The sequence below is a fragment of the Burkholderia sp. MSMB1498 genome, from assembly GCF_001526245.1.
Lineage (GTDB): Bacteria > Pseudomonadota > Gammaproteobacteria > Burkholderiales > Burkholderiaceae > Burkholderia > Burkholderia savannae.
Genome location: NZ_LOYJ01000036.1, coordinates 72,494 through 87,004 on the forward strand (window position 1 = coordinate 72,494; position 14,511 = coordinate 87,004).

The 14,511-nt window shown below is 68.1% G+C and carries 13 protein-coding genes; 7 read left to right on the forward strand and 6 right to left on the reverse strand.

Annotated features, from left to right (window positions below; translation table 11 throughout):
* Position 1: 1 nt before the first annotated feature.
* Genes mmsB through WS91_RS07490 form a run of 3 tightly spaced genes read left to right on the forward strand, consistent with a single transcriptional unit; the run spans position 2 to position 2,828 of the window.
* Positions 2-898: a 3-hydroxyisobutyrate dehydrogenase gene (gene mmsB, locus WS91_RS07480; protein ID WP_038752548.1), complete on the forward strand. Its 897-nt coding sequence runs from the start codon at positions 2-4 to the stop codon at positions 896-898.
* Positions 898-1,689 carry an enoyl-CoA hydratase gene (locus WS91_RS07485; RefSeq protein WP_038752546.1) on the forward strand — a complete coding sequence of 264 codons (792 nt, stop codon included), beginning with the start codon at positions 898-900 and terminating at the stop codon, positions 1,687-1,689. Before mmsB ends, WS91_RS07485 begins: the two co-directional genes overlap by 1 nt.
* On the forward strand, positions 1,686-2,828 hold the full coding sequence (locus WS91_RS07490; protein ID WP_059670023.1) for an enoyl-CoA hydratase/isomerase family protein: 1,143 nt from the start codon (positions 1,686-1,688) through the stop codon (positions 2,826-2,828). The genes WS91_RS07485 and WS91_RS07490 overlap by 4 nt, the downstream gene beginning before the upstream one ends.
* A 116-nt stretch (positions 2,829-2,944) precedes the next feature.
* Here WS91_RS07490 and WS91_RS07495 read toward each other — a convergent pair whose 3' ends face one another.
* From WS91_RS07495 to WS91_RS07520, 6 genes are all read right to left on the reverse strand, one after another.
* On the reverse strand, positions 2,945-4,618 hold the full coding sequence (locus WS91_RS07495) for a long-chain fatty acid--CoA ligase (RefSeq protein WP_059670024.1): 1,674 nt from the start codon (positions 4,616-4,618) through the stop codon (positions 2,945-2,947).
* A gap of 100 nt (positions 4,619-4,718) precedes the next feature.
* Positions 4,719-5,747 (reverse strand): oxygenase MpaB family protein, encoded by a 1,029-nt coding sequence (locus WS91_RS07500; RefSeq protein ID WP_059670025.1) that lies wholly within the window; start codon positions 5,745-5,747, stop codon positions 4,719-4,721.
* A 43-nt stretch (positions 5,748-5,790) separates the two neighbouring features.
* Positions 5,791-6,405, reverse strand: coding sequence for a TetR/AcrR family transcriptional regulator (locus WS91_RS07505; protein WP_226377317.1), 615 nt, complete (start codon positions 6,403-6,405; stop codon positions 5,791-5,793).
* A gap of 110 nt (positions 6,406-6,515) precedes the next feature.
* The gene (locus WS91_RS07510; protein ID WP_059670026.1) at positions 6,516-7,907 is read right to left on the reverse strand and encodes an efflux transporter outer membrane subunit; all 1,392 of its coding nucleotides are present in this window, start codon (positions 7,905-7,907) and stop codon (positions 6,516-6,518) included.
* A gap of 9 nt (positions 7,908-7,916) precedes the next feature.
* On the reverse strand, positions 7,917-9,878 hold the full coding sequence (macB, locus tag WS91_RS07515) for a macrolide ABC transporter ATP-binding protein/permease MacB (protein ID WP_059670027.1): 1,962 nt from the start codon (positions 9,876-9,878) through the stop codon (positions 7,917-7,919).
* A 2-nt stretch (positions 9,879-9,880) separates the two neighbouring features.
* Positions 9,881-11,083 carry an efflux RND transporter periplasmic adaptor subunit gene (locus tag WS91_RS07520; RefSeq protein WP_059648231.1) on the reverse strand — a complete coding sequence of 401 codons (1,203 nt, stop codon included), beginning with the start codon at positions 11,081-11,083 and terminating at the stop codon, positions 9,881-9,883.
* A 370-nt stretch (positions 11,084-11,453) separates the two neighbouring features.
* Here WS91_RS07520 and sfnG point away from each other — a divergent pair, with 370 nt between their 5' ends.
* The 4 genes from sfnG to WS91_RS07535 all read left to right on the forward strand — a co-directional run bounded on the left by sfnG (position 11,454) and on the right by WS91_RS07535 (position 14,479).
* Complete coding sequence (sfnG, locus tag WS91_RS07525; protein ID WP_059578815.1) at positions 11,454-12,548, forward strand: dimethylsulfone monooxygenase SfnG; 1,095 nt, start codon at positions 11,454-11,456, stop codon at positions 12,546-12,548.
* A 363-nt stretch (positions 12,549-12,911) separates the two neighbouring features.
* Positions 12,912-13,634, forward strand: coding sequence for a ribonuclease T2 (locus tag WS91_RS07530; RefSeq protein ID WP_038752524.1), 723 nt, complete (start codon positions 12,912-12,914; stop codon positions 13,632-13,634).
* Positions 13,635-13,688: 54 nt separating this feature from the next.
* Positions 13,689-14,195 (forward strand): hypothetical protein, encoded by a 507-nt coding sequence (locus WS91_RS32480; RefSeq protein ID WP_082758118.1) that lies wholly within the window; start codon positions 13,689-13,691, stop codon positions 14,193-14,195.
* Positions 14,192-14,479, forward strand: a complete 288-nt coding sequence (locus WS91_RS07535; RefSeq protein ID WP_059670028.1) for a hypothetical protein — start codon at positions 14,192-14,194, stop codon at positions 14,477-14,479. The genes WS91_RS32480 and WS91_RS07535 overlap by 4 nt, the downstream gene beginning before the upstream one ends.
* The last annotated feature ends 32 nt before the right edge of the window (positions 14,480-14,511 follow it).

Genomic DNA, 14,511 nt, shown 5'->3' on the forward strand with positions numbered 1-14,511 from the left:
GATGAAGATCGGTTTTATCGGCTTGGGCCACATGGGCGCGCCGATGGCGCTCAATCTGCTGAAGGCGGGCCATGAGGTGCGCGCGTTCGATCTCAGCGAGGACGCGCTGCGCCTCGTGAAGGACGGCGGCGCGCAGGTCGCCGGCTCGCCGCGCGAAGCGGCGGCGGGCGCCGAGTTCGTCGTCACGATGTTGCCCGCGGCCGCGCACGTGCGCGCCGTGCTCACGCAGGAGAACGGCGTGCTGGCGGGACTTGCCGCGGGCGCGATGGTGATCGATTCGAGCACGATCGATCCGGCGAGCGCGCAGGCGTTCGGCGAGCTCGTGCGCGAGAACGGCGGCGCGTTCGTCGACGCGCCCGTGTCGGGCGGCACGGGCGGCGCGGCGGCGGGCACGCTGACGTTCATGGTCGGCGGCAGCGACGCCGACTACGAGCGCGTGAAGCCCGTGCTCGCGGCGATGGGCAAGAACATCGTCCACTGCGGCGCGGCCGGGATGGGGCAGGTCGCGAAGGTCTGCAACAACCTCGTGCTCGGGATCACGATGGCGGGCGTGTCCGAGGCGATGGCGCTCGGCGCGTCGCTCGGCATCGATCCGAAGGTGCTCGCGGGCATCATCAACACGTCGACGGGCCGCTGCTGGAGCTCGGACACGTACAACCCGTATCCGGGCGTGATCGAGACCGCGCCGTCGTCGCGCGGCTACACGGGCGGCTTCGGCACCGATCTGATGCTGAAGGATCTCGGCCTCGCGAACGACGCGGCCAAGCAGGTCCGGCAGCCGGTGTATCTCGGCGCGCTCGCGCAGCAGCTGTATCAGACGATGAGCAGCCGCGGCGACGGCAAGCTCGATTTCTCCGCGGTGATCCGCCTGTATCAACCGGTCAAGAAGGACGCCTGATGATCGAGCTCGACTACGCCGACGACGGCGCGATCGCGCTCGTCACGCTCAAGCGCCCGTCCGCGAATACGTTCAGCGCGGACGGGCTCCTTCAACTGCAGCGCACGATCGAGCGGCTCGAGGCCGATTCCCGCGTGCGCGCGCTCGTCGTCACGGGCGACGGCCCGAAGTTCTTCAGCGCGGGCGCGGATCTGAACTCGTTCGCGCAAGGCGATCACGCGATGGCGCGCACGATGGCCGCGCGCTTCGGCGCGGCGTTCGAGGCGTTGCACGACGCGCGCTTTCCGACGATCGCCGCGATCAACGGCTATGCGATGGGCGGCGGCCTCGAATGCGCGCTCGCGTGCGACATGCGCATCGCCGAGCGGCACGCGCAGATGGCGCTGCCCGAGCCGTCGGTGGGCCTCACGCCGTGCGGGCTCGGCACGCAGACGCTGCCCTGGCTCGTCGGCGAAGGCTGGGCGAAGCGGATGATTCTCGCGGGCGTGCGCGTCGATGCGCAAACCGCGCTGCGCATCGGCCTCGTCGAGGAAGTCGTCGACACGGGCCGCGCGCCCGACGCGGCGCTCGAGCTCGCGCGCCGCACGGTCGCGCTCGGCCCGCGCGCGGTCGGCGTCGCGAAGGAGCTGATCGGCCTCGCGCGGCAAGGCGTGCCGCGCGGCGCGGCGCTCGCGGTGGAGCGCGAGCGCTTCGTCGAGCTGTTCGACGGCGACGAACCGCGCGAAGGCGTCGCCGCGTTCCTCGGCAAGCGCGAGCCGCAATGGCGCACCGACGGAGGGCACCCGCAATGAGCACGCCGATGATGCACGACGCTCGCCACGACACGGCGGCGCGCGACGTGCAGATGCGCGTCGTGAACCGCGTCGCGCTGATCACGCTGAACCGGCCGGCCGCGCTCAACGCGCTGTCGCACGACATGGTGCGCGAGCTCGCCGCGTTGCTCGAACGCTGCCGCGACGATCGCTCGATCGTCGCCGTCGTGCTGCGCGGCGCGGGCGACAAGGGCTTTTGCGCGGGCGGCGACGTGCGCGCGCTCTACCGGATGGCGAAGGCGGGCGGCCGCGGCTGGCTGCCGTTCTTCGTCGACGAATACCGGCTCGATTACGCGATTCACACGTTCCCGAAGCCCGTCGTCGCGCTGATGGACGGCATCACGATGGGTGGCGGAATGGGGCTCGCGCAGGGCGCCGCGCTGCGCGTGTCGACCGAGCGCAGCAAGATCGCGATGCCGGAGACGCGAATCGGCTTCGTGCCCGACGTCGGCGCGACGCACTTTCTCGCGCGGCTGCCTGTCGAGCTGTCGCTCTTCGTCGGCCTGACGGGCGCGACGCTGTCGGGCGCGGACGCGCTCGTCGCGAAGCTCGCCGATCTGTCGGTGCCGTCGTCGTGGCTCGACACGTTCGAGACGCGGCTCGAGCGCGCGGACTGGGCGGGCGACGCGCTGCGCGCGTTGCGCGCGGTGTTCGAGCCGCCGTGCAACGTCGTGCCGCACGCGGCGCTCGACAGCCAGATGCCGTGGATCGTCCGGCATTTCGACAAGCGCTCGGGCGTCGAGCGGATCGTCGCGACGCTGCGGCAGGATCTGATGCGCGACGAGCTGTCGCGCGAGCACCGGCAATGGCTGCAGACGACGCTCGACGCATTGACGAGCCATTCGCCGACGATGCTCGAAGTCACGCGCGAGGCGCTGTTGCGCGGCCGGCAGATGACGCTCGCCGAATCGTTCCGGATGGAGCTCGGGATCGTCGCGCACGCGATCGAGGAGGGCGATTTCTGCGAAGGCGTGCGCGCGCATCTCGTCGACAAGGATCGCAGGCCGGGCTGGGCGCCCGCGTCGCTCGTCGAGGTGCAGCGCGAGCGTGTTCAGCATTTCCTCGCGTCGCCGTGGAAGCGCGACACGCATCCGCTCGCCGATCTCGGCGCGGCGTGACATGACGTGAAATGACGTGGCGGACGGCGCGCCGCCGGGTGCGCCGGGCCGCGCCGTCCGGCGCGACGTCGCAAGGGCGCGACGGCGCATCGATGCGCCGTCGCGCGATGCGGCGCTCAGCGAGCCGCGTCGCGCAGCTCGCGCCGCAGGATCTTGCCGACGTTGCTCTTCGGCAGATCGGCGCGGAACTCGATGTGCTTCGGCCGCTTGTAGTTCGTGAGGCGTTCCTTGCAGTACGCGAGCACGTCCTGGGTGGTGAGCGCCGGGTCCTTCTTCACGACGAACAGCTTCACCGCCTCGCCCGAATGCTCGTCGGGCACGCCGATCGCCGCGACTTCGTACACGCCCGGATGGGACGCGACCACGTCCTCGATCTCGTTCGGATAGACGTTGAAGCCCGACACGAGAATCATGTCCTTCTTGCGATCGACGATCTTCACGTAGCCGCGTTCGTCCATCACGCCGACGTCGCCGGACTTGAAGAAGCCGTCCGGCGTCGTGACCATCGCGGTTTCGTCCGGCCGATTCCAGTAGCCCGCCATCACCTGCGGCCCGCGAATGCAGATTTCGCCCGGCTGGCCGAGCGGCACGTCGTCACCCGCGTCGTCGCGGATCGCGATCTCGGTCGACGGCAGCGGCACGCCGACGGTGCCGGTGTGCGCGGCGATCGTCACCGGATTGCAGGTCGCGCTCGGCGACGTCTCCGACAGGCCGTAGCCTTCGACGATCGGCACGCGCGTGCGCTCGTGCCAGCGCTTCGCGACGCTGTCCTGGATCGCCATCCCGCCGCCGTTCGCGACAATGAGCTTCGAGAAGTCGAGCTTCGGGAAGTCCGCATGATGCAGCACCGCGTTGTAGAGCGTGTTGACGGCCGGGAACGCGGAGATCGGATAGCCTTCGAGCGCGGCGATCATTCCGCCGATGTCGCGCGGATTCGGGATCAGCACGCCGAGCCCGCCCGCGTGGATCGTCATGAAGCCGCACACCGTCAGCGCGAACACGTGATAGAACGGCAGCGCGATCGCGGTCACGAACTGCACGTCCTTCGGCCGGCCTTCGACGAGCGGCGCGCGCCATGCTTCGGACTGCAGCACGTTGGCGACGATGTTCCGATGCAGCAGCGTCGCGCCCTTCGATACGCCCGTCGTGCCGCCCGTGTATTGCAGGAATGCGATGTCGTTCGGCTCGATCGGGATGCGCCGCAGCGCATGCCGCGCGCCCTGCGCGAGCGCCGCATTGAAGCGCGTGTACGACGGCAGGCTCCATGCCGGCACCATCTTCTTCACGCGGCGCACGACGTAATTGACGAGGACGCCCTTCACGCCGAGCAGATCGCCCATCGCGGCGACGACGACGTGCTTGACCGACGTCTTCGCGATCACCGCCTGCAGCGTCGTCGCGAAGTTCTCGAGGATCACGATCGCCTCGGCGCCGCTGTCCTTCAGTTGGTGCTCGAGTTCGCGCGGCGTGTAGAGCGGGTTCACGTTGACGACCACATAGCCCGCGCGCAGGATCGCGGCGATCGCCACCGGGTACTGCAGCACGTTCGGCATCATGATCGCGACCCGCGCGCCGCGCGACAGGCCGCGCGACTGAAGCCACGCGCCGAGCTTGCGCGACAGCGCGTCGAGCTCGCCGTACGTGATCGCCTTGCCCATGCAGACGAACGCGTCGCGCGCGCGATAGTCGCGAAAGCTCGCCTCCATCAGCGCGACGAGCGACGCATAGCGCGACGTGTCGATGTCGGCCGGCACGCCGGGCGGATAGGCCGCGAGCCAGATCCTGTTCATTCTCGTGTCTCCTCGTTGGTGTATTCGGCGTGCCGCGAGTGGCTCGCGGCATCGCTCGGCTGCATCGGCGATGCGTGGCGCGAGCCTGCGTCGCGGCGCGTCAACGCGCCGCCGCGGGTTCCGCGGCGCGTTCGCCCGCGCCGCCTTGCAGGATTCGCCGATACATGTCCGCCGCGCTGATCCGGCCGTAGCGTTCGCGCGCCTCGGCGGGCGTCAGCGTTTCGCCGCGCTCGGGTGCCACGCCTCGAATCACGGGCTCGATGACCGGGCGGGTCGACGGCGTGATCGCGTCGACGAGCGCGAGCGAAGCACGCTGCGTCGCGAGTAACTTCATCGCGGCGCGCACGAGCGGCGCGATGGCGGCGCCGATCCAATGCGGCTGGCGAATGCCGGCGAGCTCGCGCATGTACGCGGGCATCGTCGACAGCGTCGCGGCGCGCATGACCCATGCCGCGAGCTTCAGGAACGGGCGTGCGGCGCGCGACGTGTTGGCGTCGATCGTGATCCGGGAGCCGTCGAGCAGATACCGCATCGTCGATTGCGTGAGTTCCGATGCGGCGAGCCGCGGGCGCATCTCGGCGAAATACTGGCGGATGCCTTGCCGCGTGCGCGGCACGGCGGACGACGGGCATGTCTGCAGCTCGGCCGCGATCGCGCATTCTTCCCAATAGCGCGCTTCGTCGGCCGCGGACAGCTTGCCGGGGCCGAAGCGCTCGTACGCGATCAGCACCGAATGCCAGCCGGTGAGCAGAATCCACAGCTGCGAATCCGGATCGTTCGCGTCGAAGCGCTTGCCGCTGACGGGCTCGATGCCGACCGCTTTCGCGTGCACTTTCACGAGTATCTCGGACGCGTCGAGCGCGCTGCGCGCGTCGCCGACCGCCACCGTCGCGAAATACCGGATCGTCCGGTCGTAGCGCAGCTTCGGGTTCGTGTAGATGCCGCGCCGGGAGTTGACGGCCGCGAGCAGGAACGGATCGAGCTCCTCGACGACGACGGAGCGCTGAAAGCCGATGGTGAGCGCGGTGGGGCAGGTCCACACGCGCCAGGTCGGGGAATCGGGGCCGAAGAAACCGTAGTCTTCCTGTCGTTTCCGATCCTGACGATCAATATTCCTGACTAAATCCATCGCAATGTCTCCTGTATGCGCCGCCATCGGAAGAATCCGGCCGTCAGGCTTTCATGAATCCGCCGAGCACGATCCGGCCCACGTATGCGCCGAGTTCGTCCGGCGTCCACTGCTGTTCGTCGTCGAGCATCGCGCGCACCGCGCCGTCGCCGAGCGACATGAAGATTTCGACGAGCACGGGCAGCTTCTTGTCGATCTGCTTGACGCCCGCCTTCTTCATCATCGGCCCCATCAGCGCGCCGACCTGCTGCGCGACGCGGCGTCGCGCATTGCCGTAGCGTTCGACCGCGTCGCGATCGTGATCCGCGGCGAGCACGAGCCGCCACGAATCGGCGTGTTCGGCGACGACCTTCAGCAGCGCCTGGAATCCGGCCGTCATCCATTGCTTCGGATCGCCGAACGGCGGCTCGTGCGGCAACGCGGAAATCACGCCGTCGAACAGGCGGCGCTCTTCGCGTTCGAGCAGCGCGTCGATCAATTCTTCGCGCGATGCGAAGCACGCGTAGACGACCGGCCGCGTGACGCCGAGCGCCTGCGCGATCGCTTCCATCGACACGCCCGCCAATCCGCGCGTGACGGCAATGCGCAGCGCGGCGTCCAGCACCTGCGGCCGTCTGCGCTCGGGGCCCAAATGGGCGGCACGAGTACGTTCTTGCATCGCTGTTCCTTCACATGCGTAGGAAATATATGCAGCAGCGTAGGATTTCGGCAAGCGAATTCGTTCGAGCGCGGACTCGAAACGGCGAGGCGCGCGGATTGGGGCTGCGCTCAGGACGACCGGTCCGCGCCGCCCAGCGCCTTGTAGAGGCTCATCCGATTGTTGAGGCGGCCCAATTGGGCGCGCGCCAGCGCGCTTTGCGCATCGCGCAGCCGCTGCTGTTCGTCGAGCCACGGCTGCACGCCTGTCGCGCCGGCGACGAAGCGCGCCCTCGCAAGCGTTTCCGCACGCCGCGCCTGTGCAAGCGCGAGCGTGCGTTCGTCGGCCTCGGCGTCGAGCTGCACGCGCGCGGACAGCGCGTTCTCGACCTCGCCGAGCGCGCGATACAGGTTCTGGCGGAAATTGACGACCGCTTCCTCGTACTGCGTTTTCGACACCTTGATCTGCAACTGCATCGTGTTCCACTGGATGAACGGCAGCGCGAGCCCGAGGCCGAGCGTCGCGACCGGGTTCTGCAGCACGCGCTCGAGGCTCGTGCTCGCGGTGCCGACGCTGCCCGTCAGCGTGAAGGTCGGATAGAAGCTCGTGCGCGTCACGTCGACGTTCGCGAGCGACTCGCGCAGCCGGAACTCGGCCGCGCGCAGATCGGGGCGGCGGCCGAGCAGCTCGGCGGGCATGCCTGCGGCGATTTCCGGCAGCGGCGCGTCCGGCAACGCGTCGCGCTCGGCCGCTTGCCGTTGCGGCGGGCGGTCGAACAGGATCGCGAGCGCGTTGCGATTCTCGGTGCGCTGCTGGATCAGCTGCGTCTGGTCGGCGCGCAGCGCGGACAGGTTGCGCTCGGCCTGCGCGACGTCGAGGCCGGACGTCGCGCCCGCGTCGTGACGCGATTGCACGAGCCTCAACGTGCGCGCCGCGTAGGCGATGTTCGCGTCGCCGAACGCGATCTGCTGATTCAGATAGGCGATCTGCCAGTACAGCGCCGCCGTCGTGCCGATCAGCGACAGCCGCGCCGCGTCGCGATCGGCCTGCGTCGCTTCGAGCTCCCAGCGTGCGGCGTCGCGCTGCGCGGCGAGCTTGCCCCACAGGTCGAGCTCGTAGCCGAGCGTCGCGGTGACGCCGCTCGCGCGGCTCATCCGATGCGTGTCGAGCGTGCGCGATACGTTGCCGTTCGCGCCGAGCGTGACGTTCGGCGTCAGGTTCGTGTCCGCGAGCCCCGCCTGCAATTGCGCGCGATAGACGCGGATCGCCGCGGCCGCCAGATCGTTGTTGGTGCGCAGCGCGCCGTCGATCAGGCGATCGAGCGTCGGGTCGCCGAAGCGGCGCCACCAGTCGTCGGGCGCGGCGCTCGCCTGCGCGGCGACGGGCGACGCCCAGTGCGCGGGCAGCTCGACCGCGGGCGGCGGCGCGTGGCGCGACGACGTCGCGCAGCCGGACAGCAGCGCGCCCGCGCAGGCGAGCGCGACGGCGCGACGGGCGAAGCGGCGGGGCGTGAGAATCGTCATCGCTTCACCTCAATCGCGCGCGAGCGCATCGATCGGATCGAGCCGCGACGCGTTGCGCGCGGGCATGAAGCCGAACACGACGCCGATCAGCGTCGAGCACAGGAACGCGGACGCGATCGAGCCGGCCGAGAACACCATCTTCCATTGATCGACGAACAGAGAAAACACGAAGCTCATGCCGAACGACAGCACGATGCCGATTGCGCCGCCCATCAGGCAGACGGTCACGGCTTCGACGAGGAACTGCTGCATGATGTCCGCCTGCCGCGCGCCGACCGCCATCCGGATGCCGATTTCGCGCGTGCGCTCGGTCACCGACACGAGCATGATGTTCATCACGCCGATTCCGCCGACGACGAGCGAGATCACCGCGATCAGCGACAGCAGCAACGTGAGCGACTGCCCGGTCTTCTCGACCGTCTTGACGACGCTGTCCATGTTGTACGTGAAGAAATCCTTGCGGCCGTGCCGCTGCAGCATCAGCTTCGTCAGGCTCTTCTCGGCGGCGTCGCTCGGTTGGCCGTCGCGCACGCGCACCGTGATGCTGTCGAGATGGCGCTGGCCGAACAGACGCCCGGATGCGGTCGTGTACGGCACCCAGGCGTTGAGGTTCTTCATGTCGCCGAACGCGCTCTTCTTTTCCGCGGTCACGCCGATCACGACGCACGGCAGGTTGTCGATCAGGATCACTTCGCCGAGCGGGTTCGGATTCGCGCCGAACAGCTTGCGGCGCGTGTTCTCGTCGATCACCGCGACCTGCGCCTGGCGGCGCACTTCGTCGGGGCCGAACGCGATGCCTTGCGCCATCTTCATCCCGCGCACCTGGAAGAAGCGCTCGCCCACGCCGCTCACGAGCGCGTTGACGTCGACGTTCCGATAGCGCAGCAGCAGGCTGCGCGACGTTTCGGGCGTCGCGCTGTCGACGTAGATCTGTTCGGCGAGCGCGGAGGCGTCGGCGGGCACGAGCGTCTGGATCGTGTCCGCGCGGCTGTCGCCCCAGTCGCGGCCCGGATAGACGTTGATCGTGTTCGTGCCGATGCTGCCGATCTCGTCGAGCATGTAGCGCTTCGCGCCTTCGCCGATCGCGACGATCGACACGACCGACGTAATGCCGATGATGATCCCGAGCATCGTGAGCAGCGTGCGCAGCCGATGCGACACGAGCGCGATCCACGCCATCCGGAACGCTTCGGCGAAGCGGCCGACGCCCGCCGACAGCCGGCGCGCGCGGTGCGGCGCGGCGTCGCCGCTCGCGTCGCGCGCGCCGTCGGCATCGTCCGCGCGCGGGTTGAGCCGGTCGCCGACGATCCGGCCGTCGCTGATCTCGATGATGCGGCGCGCGTGCGCGGCGACGTGCTCGTCGTGCGTGACGATGATGACGGTGTGCCCCAGCGCGTTCAGCTCGCGCAGGACCCGGATCACCTCGCGGCCGCTCTTCGAATCGAGCGCGCCCGTCGGTTCGTCGGCGAGGATCACTTCGCCGCCGTTCATCAGCGCGCGCGCGATGCTGACGCGCTGCTGCTGGCCGCCCGACAGCTGGCTCGGCCGATGGTCGGCGCGATCCGACAGGCCGAGCCGCGCGAGCAGCTTCAGCGCGCGCTCGCGGCGCTGCGCGTGCGCGCTGCCCGCGTAGACGGCCGGCATCTCGACGTTCGCGGCCGCCGACAGATGCGGCAGCAGGTGATAGCGCTGGAAGATGAAGCCGAAGTGTTCGCGGCGCAGGCGCGCGAGCTCGTCGCTTTCGAGCTCGCTCGTCTCGCGGCCGCCGACCCGGTAGCTGCCCGAGCTCGGGTGATCGAGGCAGCCGAGGATGTTCATCAGCGTCGACTTGCCCGAGCCGGACGCGCCGATGATCGCGACGATCTCGCCCGCGTCGATCGACAGATTCACGTCGTCGAGCACGACGACGTCCTTGTCGCCCGCGGGAAAGCGCCGCGTGACCTGTGTGAGCTGGAGCAGCGGCTCGGCCATCGTCAGCTCCCCGCGTCGGACGCGGCCGCGCCCGCGGCCGCGGGCTCGTTCGCATCGCCGATGATCACGCGCTCGCCTTCCGCGAGGCCCGAGAGCACCTCGACCTTCACGCTGTTGTTGATGCCGGTGCGGATCTTGCGCGTCGCGACCTTGTCGTCGGCGCCGACGACGCGCACCGGATACGTGCCGTCCTTGTCCTTCGCGCCGAGCGCGGCGACGGGGATGTTGAGCGCGCGGCGCGCGGTGCCGAGCAGGATGTTCACTTGCGCGGTCATCGAGATGCGCAGCCGGCGGCCGGGATTCGGCACTTCGAAGAGCGCGTTGTAGAACACCGCGGTGTTCGCTTTCGACGAGCCGCCGCCGCTCATGCCGCCGATGCCGCCTTGCGTGTCGAGGAAGTTCTGCGGCGCGGGCTCGATCGCGCGCAGCTTGCCGTAGTAACGCTTGTCGGGTTCGCCCAGGATCGTGAAGTACGCGGCCTGATCGGGATGGATGCGGATCACGTCCGCCTCCGACACCTGCGCCTTGACCGTCATCGTGTCGAGCTCGGCGAGCTTCAGGATCACGGGCGCCTGCTGCTGCGCGATCACCGTCTGGCCCTGCTGCGTGACGATCGCGACTACCTCGCCGCCCATCGGCGCGACGATGCGCGTATAGCCGAGGTTCGCGCGCGCGGTCTCGATCTTGATTCGCGCCGCGCGGATCTGCGCGTCGAGCGCGACGAGGCTCGCGCGCTGCACGTCGAGCGTCGCGGCGGCCGCCTCGTAATCCTGGCGCGACGTCGCGTCGTCGGGCAGCATCTGTTGCTGCCGCTTGAACGCGAGCTCGGCCTGCTTGAACTGCGCGGCGCTCGAGCGCTTTTGCGCGACCAGGTTGTCGACGTTTGCCTCGGCCTGGCGCAACTCGTTCTGCGAGATCACCGGGTCGATCTCGGCGAGCCATTGATCCTTCGTCACCTTGTCGCCGAGCTTCACCTTCAGCGATTTCAGCTGGCCGGACACCTGCGCGCCGACGTCGACCTGCTTGAACGCGTGCAGCGTGCCCGTGGCCAGCACGGCGTTCTCGAGATCGGCGCGGGCGACCTTCGCGGTCAGATAGCGCGGCGCTTTGTCCTTCGCAACGAAGCGCTGATAGAGCACGGCGAGCGAGGCAAGCACGACGGCGCCGGCCGCCGCGGCGATCCAGCGGCGTTGGTTTTTTTTCATGGGAGGCAGAGCGGTAAGGCGTGGCAGGCGAGCAATTGTAATGAAAATGCAAACCGGACATTGGAATACGGAAACGCGCGCCGGGTTCAATGCGGCGACAAATTTCCTCAATATTTCGACAGTTCGTGACACGGCGCGGGCCGAAGCGGCGCAACGGCGCCGTTTTGGCCGCCGAAATGCGTCATTTACATATCTCGCCGCAGCGGGCATCGATAGCTGGATTCATTGGTTGGCCGAAATACCGGGCCGCCCTACGATGCGCCGAGACAGAACGCCGCGCGCAGGCGGCGCGCCCGAGGGCCATCGCCGACCGGCCGGCCGCGCGCCGCCGATTTCCCGCCGTCCCCTTCATGCTTCAAGGAACGATCCGATGAGTCACGAGCCGGACCCCCTCAAGTTCGCCTACTGGGTGCCCAACGTCAGCGGCGGCCTGGTCGTCAGCAAGATCGAGCAGCGCACGAGCTGGGATATCGACTACAACCGCCGTCTCGCGCAGCTCGCCGAGAAGAGCGGCTTCGACTACGCGCTGTCGCAGATCCGCTTCACGGCCGGCTACGGCGCCGAATATCAGCACGAATCCGTCGCGTTCAGCCACGCGCTGCTGGCCGCGACCGAGCGCCTCAAGGTGATCGCCGCGATCCTGCCGGGGCCGTGGCATCCGGCCGTCGTCGCGAAGCAGCTCGCGACGATCGATCAATTGAATCAGGGGCGCGTCGCGATCAACGTCGTGAGCGGCTGGTTCAAGGGCGAATTCACCGCGATCGGCGAGCCGTGGCTCGAGCACGACGAGCGCTATCGCCGCTCCGAGGAATTCATTCGCGCGGTGAAGGGCGTCTGGACGCAGGACAATTTCACGTTCAAGGGCGACTTCTATCGATTCAACGACTACACGCTCAAGCCGAAGCCGCTGCAGCATCCGCATCCGGAAGTCTTCCAGGGCGGCAATTCGCCGGCCGCGCGCCGGATGGCGGCCGCCGTGTCCGACTGGTACTTCATGAACGGCAACACGCTCGACGGCCACCGCGCGCAGATCGACGAGATCCGCGCGGCAGCGGCCGCGCAGGGGCGGCAGGTGAAGTTCGGCGTCAACGCGTTCATCATCGCGCGCGACACCGAACGCGAGGCGCGCGACGTGCTCGACGAGATCGTGCGCCACGCGGACGTCGACGCCGTCAACGCGTTCGGCCACGCGGTCAAGCAGGCGGGCAAGGCCGCGCCCGAAGGGCAGGGGATGTGGGCCGATTCGAAGTTCGCCGATCTCGTTCAGTACAACGACGGTTTCAAGACGAACCTGATCGGCACGCCAGAGCAGATCGCCGAGCGGATCGTCGCGCTGAAGGCGATCGGCGTCGATCTCGTGCTGGGCGGATTCCTCCACTATCTCGAGGAAGTCGAGTATTTCGGCAAGCGCGTGCTGCCGCTCGTGCGTGAACTGGAGCGGCAGCGCGACGCGCAGCCGGCCTGACGCGAAAGGCGGTCCCGTCGAACGAGGGACGGCGGGGCCGCGTGATTATTCGGCATGCGACGTATTTTTTCGACGACGATGAAGCCGCCGGCGCGCGCAGGTGTGGCTTTACGGCGCGCCGTTTGGCGTTCTCGTTTGAAACCTTCACGCCGAACATCCTCGCCGACGCGTGCGATCACAGGCTCAGCCGCGAACCTCGCTCGCCTTGCGCCGACCGTCGTCTCCATCGCGCGGCTTGTGTCGTCGCGCCCTCGCAAAGTCACACCGCTGCAATATTGACGAAAGCACAATAGGCACCCGACAGTTCACCAACATCGCGGCGTCGCTCGCGCGGCCGCCGCGTCCATACTGAGGGGGGCCGGTATGTTTCGTACCTTCGCGCGCACCGCGTGCGCGCTTGCCGTCGCGTCGGCTTGCAACACCGCCAACGCATACGACTATCTGTTGCTCGCATCGTCCTGGGAGCCTGGCTTCTGCGCGACGCACAGCGCGACCGAATGCAATGCGCTGTCGGGTTCGTACGCGTCGACGAACCTGTCGCTGCACGGCCTGTGGCCGAACAATTACGACGGCAACCAGCCGTTCTTCTGCGGTGTGCCGCAAAACGAGGTCGACCTCGACAACGGCCATCAGTGGTGCAGCATGGACCCGTACCCGGTCAGCTCGTCGACGCTCGCCACGCTGTCGACGTACATGCCGGGCGTTGCGTCGTGCCTCGACAAGCACGAGTGGTACAAGCACGGCACTTGCGCGCAGGCGCCGTCGGCCGATGCGTACTGGAACAATGCGACGGGGATGGTGAGCCGTCTGTCGACCACGTCGTTCAACACGTTCCTGCAATCGAACGCGGGCAACACCGTGACGCGCACGCAGTTGCTGAACGCGTTCGAAGGCGCGTTCGGCAGCAACACGCGCGGCGCGGTGTCGCTCAAATGCGTGAAGGTCAACTATGTCAGCTACTTCACCGAAGCGTGGATTTCGGTGAAGACGGATGCGACGTCGCAGTTCCCGAGCGCGGCGTCGCTCGTGACGGATGCGGGCACGCAGGGCACGTGCCCGACGACCGGGATCTACATCGCGAAGTAGGCGAGCGGCGTTCGCTCGATCCGCGCGAAACGGCTCGGACGGGCTGCGCGATCCATGGACGGGCGCGCTTGTTCGGCGGATCGTCCGGATGCGGCGGGACAGCCGGGCGGCGGCATCGGTGTCGATGGTGTCGGCGCGATGCCGCTTGAACGTCGTTTCTTCGTTGCGTTCTTGCGCGGCGTGGCGGTCCGTGAGCCTGTCACGCTCCGGCAGGTGTGGGCTTTGATCACCGAACCGGCGCCCGGCCAGGAGGTTCAGTGCGGCGAACTGGCCATCCGCGGGGTTGCCTGGTCCGGCGCCGGGCCGATTGCCCGCGTGGAGGCAAGCGTGGGCGACGGAAGCTGGCAGGAATCGCATCTCGTCGGCGAGCGCAAGCGTCGCAGTTGGCAATGGTGGGAACTGATCACGCGAGTCCGTGAACCGGGCGTTGTTGCTCTGCGCGCCCGCGCCACGGACCTTGCCGGCCGGACTCAGCGCCGAATGCGTCGAGTGGAACCGATTGAGGTACGGCAACAACACGATCCACGAGTTTCCGGTTCAGATAGTCTGAACGCGCCATGATCATTGCAATCGTCCAATATCGTCTGCCGCCGAGCATCGACATCAAGGCCTGCGAAGAGCATTTCCGCAAGATCGCGCCGGGCTTTCGGACGGTACCGGGGCTCACCTGCAAGCAGTTCATTTATGCCGAGGACGGCTGGGCAGGCGGCGTCTATCGGTGGAAGACGCGTGCCGATGCCGAGGCCTTCCTTCAATTCGGGGTCGTGGCTCGCCGGTATCCGCGAGCGCTACGGCATGGATCTGTTGATTTCCACGGGCTGGGTGGTCTGCGCGGTGGTGTGTAGATTTTCGTCTGGGAAAAGCAGATAGTTATTCA

Coding starts and splice junctions, on each gene's coding strand:
- WS91_RS07535 (WP_059670028.1), top strand. CDS start 14,192: ATGATCATTGCAATCGTCCAATATCGTCTGCCGCCGAGCATCGACATC.
- WS91_RS07485 (WP_038752546.1), top strand. CDS start 898: ATGATCGAGCTCGACTACGCCGACGACGGCGCGATCGCGCTCGTCACG.
- WS91_RS07505 (WP_226377317.1), bottom strand. CDS start 6,405: ATGCAAGAACGTACTCGTGCCGCCCATTTGGGCCCCGAGCGCAGACGG.
- macB (WP_059670027.1), bottom strand. CDS start 9,878: ATGGCCGAGCCGCTGCTCCAGCTCACACAGGTCACGCGGCGCTTTCCC.
- WS91_RS07530 (WP_038752524.1), top strand. CDS start 12,912: ATGTTTCGTACCTTCGCGCGCACCGCGTGCGCGCTTGCCGTCGCGTCG.
- WS91_RS07500 (WP_059670025.1), bottom strand. CDS start 5,747: ATGGATTTAGTCAGGAATATTGATCGTCAGGATCGGAAACGACAGGAA.
- WS91_RS07495 (WP_059670024.1), bottom strand. CDS start 4,618: ATGAACAGGATCTGGCTCGCGGCCTATCCGCCCGGCGTGCCGGCCGAC.
- sfnG (WP_059578815.1), top strand. CDS start 11,454: ATGAGTCACGAGCCGGACCCCCTCAAGTTCGCCTACTGGGTGCCCAAC.
- WS91_RS07510 (WP_059670026.1), bottom strand. CDS start 7,907: ATGACGATTCTCACGCCCCGCCGCTTCGCCCGTCGCGCCGTCGCGCTC.
- WS91_RS07490 (WP_059670023.1), top strand. CDS start 1,686: ATGAGCACGCCGATGATGCACGACGCTCGCCACGACACGGCGGCGCGC.
- WS91_RS32480 (WP_082758118.1), top strand. CDS start 13,689: ATGGACGGGCGCGCTTGTTCGGCGGATCGTCCGGATGCGGCGGGACAG.
- WS91_RS07520 (WP_059648231.1), bottom strand. CDS start 11,083: ATGAAAAAAAACCAACGCCGCTGGATCGCCGCGGCGGCCGGCGCCGTC.
- mmsB (WP_038752548.1), top strand. CDS start 2: ATGAAGATCGGTTTTATCGGCTTGGGCCACATGGGCGCGCCGATGGCG.